This window comes from Dissulfurispira sp. (assembly GCF_036745535.1).
In the GTDB taxonomy this organism is placed as follows: domain Bacteria; phylum Nitrospirota; class Thermodesulfovibrionia; order Thermodesulfovibrionales; family Dissulfurispiraceae; genus Dissulfurispira.
Map to the genome: position 1 here is coordinate 1 of NZ_DAIOFX010000120.1, position 3,462 is coordinate 3,462.

At 42.7% G+C, this 3,462-nt stretch carries 3 protein-coding genes; 2 read left to right on the forward strand and 1 reads right to left on the reverse strand.

All coding sequences use genetic code 11. From position 1 onward, the window contains the following. Nucleotides 1-100: 100 nt before the first annotated feature. Complete coding sequence (locus V7L97_RS11735; RefSeq protein ID WP_333656197.1) at nucleotides 101-1,018, reverse strand: histone deacetylase family protein; 918 nt, start codon at nucleotides 1,016-1,018, stop codon at nucleotides 101-103. Between the two features lie 58 nt (nucleotides 1,019-1,076). Here V7L97_RS11735 and trxB point away from each other — a divergent pair, with 58 nt between their 5' ends. Beyond that, entirely contained in the window at nucleotides 1,077-2,687 is a 1,611-nt protein-coding gene (gene trxB, locus V7L97_RS11740; protein ID WP_333656198.1) for a thioredoxin-disulfide reductase, read from the forward strand. 73 nt (nucleotides 2,688-2,760) lie between these two features. Then, nucleotides 2,761-3,375: a TetR/AcrR family transcriptional regulator gene (locus V7L97_RS11745; protein WP_333656200.1), complete on the forward strand. Its 615-nt coding sequence runs from the start codon at nucleotides 2,761-2,763 to the stop codon at nucleotides 3,373-3,375. Nucleotides 3,376-3,462: the final 87 nt, after the last annotated feature.

A 3,462-nucleotide genomic window follows, 5' to 3' on the forward strand; every position in this document is an offset into this window, starting at 1 on the left:
GTTTTAAGTGCATTCCTTAACAGAATAAAGCTGGAGAGTATTGCTTTTTAGCGGAATTATAGATTTAATGCGAAACTTATTATGCTGCGAAGTTAATTAGTCAAATGCTCAGCATTTCCTCAATCGTAATCCTGACCGACTCGCTCAGTGCTTCCAAATCATATCCTCCTTCAAGAGCAAATACCACAGGCCTGTCTGTGCTTGTGAGGATATTGTGCACAATGCCCCTCATGCCTTCGTTTGAAATCCTGATTGATGAGAGAGGGTCTTCCCTCCGTATGTCGTAGCCTGCTGAGACAAGGACTATATCCGGTTTGAAGTTTTTTATCAGGCCGGGGAGTATGTCGTGATAGACATGCAGATAGTCTTTGTCTCCTGAGCCTGCTCGCATAGTGACATTGTAAGTAAATCCTTCGCCTTTTCCGATGCCTTTTTCAGATTCTTTTCCGGTTCCTGGATAGTGAGGATACTGATGCGTGCTGAAATAAAAAACAGTATCGTCTTCTTCGAATATATGCTGTGTGCCGTTTCCGTGATGTACATCGAAGTCTATGATGAAAACCCTTTTATATCCAATCTTCTGAGCATATCTTGCTCCCACGGCAACATTATTGAATATGCAGAATCCCATTGCCCTGTCTGCCTCTGCATGGTGTCCCGGAGGCCTTACAGCGCAGAAGGCTCTATGGATTTCATTTGATTTGCATCTGTCCACTGCCTCAATTACTGCTCCTGCTGCATATAAAGCGGCTTCAAGGCTGTTTTCTGACATGAATGTATCTCCATCAAGATAACCGACCCCGAAGTTTTTAATTTTTTCGATGTAACTATTCGTATGCGCGAGTGCAATGTCTTCATAGGTTGCCTTGCGCGGCTTGATATGGATAAGTTTATTCCATAAGTCCGAATTTTTTAGCGCGTTTAAAATGTATGTCAGCCTTTCTTTTGTCTCAGGATGCCATTGAGGCGTTTCGTGTTTTAAAAATATATCGTCGTATATGAAGCCGGCATTATGCATGGATAAGATTATACTCAAATGCTATAATTTTATAAACTATCGGAACAGGAGAAGATGAATGGAGAAAGAGTTCGGCAATATCCTTCCTGAAGAGACAAAGCAAGTCTTGAGGGATGCATTCAAGGATTTGAAAGATAAAGTTTTGATAGAGGTTTTTATAAAAGATAACGAACAGTACAGCGCATTCACGGCAGAGCTTCTAAAAGGCATATCCGAGCTTACGGATAAAATCGATGTAAAAATTTATAAGTCAGGCGACGAAACCACGAAGAAGAAGGGAATAACAAGGTTCCCAACCATTCTTATTAATTCGGATAAATATAGGGTCAGCTATGTGGGTGCTCCGCTCGGCGAAGAGGCACGCACATTAATAATGGCCATAATGCTTGTCTCTACAAATGGAACTATACTTTCGGATGCGGCATTGAAGAGGCTTTTTGAATTGAAGGAGCCAAGGCATATTCAGATATTTGTATCGCCGACTTGTCCTTATTGCCCGCAGCAGGCTCTGACTGCAATCTCTGCTGCCATTGCGAAACCTGATTTAATAACAGCAGAGATAATAGAGATGTATGAAAACAGGGATTATATAGACAAATATCATATCGTCACTGTTCCATTCACTGTTATAAACGATATTCCCATCGGCACCGGAGTAAAACCTCCAGAGATATTTGTGGAGGAGATACATAATCTTTCATCAATTGAAAGGGCATTTGCTCCTGTAGCAGGAGAGACTGTTAATGTTGATTTAGCAATCATCGGTGGAGGGCCGTCAGGACTCACGGCAGGGATATATGCTGGAAGGAGCGGACTGAAATCCGTGATTTTTGAGAAGGCTACTATTGGAGGTCAGGTTCTTGTTACACCAATCGTTGAGAATTATCCCGGATTCAGCCAGATAGCAGGAAAGACCCTCGTGGATATAATGTACCAGCAGGCATTACAGTATTCACACATATCAGAAGGTGAGGGCGTTGTTGATATAAGAAGGGTTGAGGATATTTTTGAGCTAAAGACAAACAGAAGGACGTACAATGCAAGAGGCGTCATTATCGCTACCGGAGCAGAACATAAAAAACTCGATGTCTCCGGAGAAAAAAGCCTTTACGGAAAAGGGGTGAGTTACTGCGCCACATGCGATGGATATTTCTTTAAGGACGGTAAAAAGGTCATCGTTGTTGGCGGCGGAAATACAGCAGTTACCGATGCCCTTTACCTTCACAGCATAGGGGCAGATGTATCACTGGTTCACAGGGGGGATAAATTAAGGGCAGAGGCATTCCTGCAAAAAAGCTTATCGGATAATAAAATCCCTGTTTATTGGAATACAGTGGTAAAGGAGATAACAGGCAAAGACCATGTTGGCGGTGTCAGACTCCAGAATCTCAAAGATAATTCCATCAAGGTTTTGGAAGTTGAAGGAGTATTCGTTGCCATAGGATATGTGCCTAATAATGAGATCGCAAAGATGCTCGACCTTAAGCTCGATTCCGAAGGTTATATCAAGGTTGATTCAAAGCAGAGGACATCCATGCATATGGTATATGCTGCAGGTGATGTGACCGGCGGTATTAAACAGATAGCCACTGCTGTTGGGCAGGGAGCCGTCGCAGCAATCACAGCCTTTGAAGACCTCTCCAATCCATACTGGAAGAAAAAGGAATAACAAAAAAAATCCCTGACAGGAGATTTTCATTTTCTTATAATGTGAGTAAATACTCACTTACAAGAGGTGGAGAATGGAAATGATTAAAAACGGTTCGAGGCTCAGCGGGGATATAAGGAGGGACCAGATAGTGGAAGCTGCACTGAGGATTATCGCCAAACGTGGGGTCAAGTCTCTTACTACGGCGGCAATAGCCGAAGAGGTAGGTATTTCCGAGGCAAATCTCTACAGGCATTTTAATAGTAAGGATGAAATACTTCAGGGTACCGTGGAAAAGATCGGGGAAGGACTTTTGCGTAATCTCGATGCTGTTTCAGTAATGACCAATGCCTCTGCCCTCGCACGGCTCAAGAGACTGTTTATGCTTCATCTCGACTACATCGATAGGAATGAAGGGATTCCGCGGCTTATATTCTCGGAGGAGATTCATATAGGCGACGAGAAAATAAAAGGAAAGCTTCTGAACACAATCGGTTTATATTCTGCCAAATTAGAATCGCTTATAAAGGAAGGCCAGAAGGCCGGTCTGATACGAAGGGATATGGAACACTCTTCAGCCGCCCTGATGTTTATGGGCATGATACAGATATTGACCATGAAGTGGTCATTGAGCGGTTTTTCATTCTCGCTTGTGGATGAAGGGATGAAGCTCTGGAGAAATTTTGAGAAGTGCCTGTCAGTCAAATAATTTTTTAGTTATTAAGTAAGTGAATGTTCACTTTTCAGCTTACTATAAGGGAGTGAGCTAAAAGGAGAGCACGGCAATTACAATCTG

Bases quoted from the DNA above. Each gene is read 5' to 3' on its own strand.
- V7L97_RS11735 (WP_333656197.1), bottom strand. From the start codon at position 1,018: ATGCATAATGCCGGCTTCATATACGACGATATATTTTTAAAACACGAA.
- V7L97_RS11745 (WP_333656200.1), top strand. From the start codon at position 2,761: ATGGAAATGATTAAAAACGGTTCGAGGCTCAGCGGGGATATAAGGAGG.
- trxB (WP_333656198.1), top strand. From the start codon at position 1,077: ATGGAGAAAGAGTTCGGCAATATCCTTCCTGAAGAGACAAAGCAAGTC.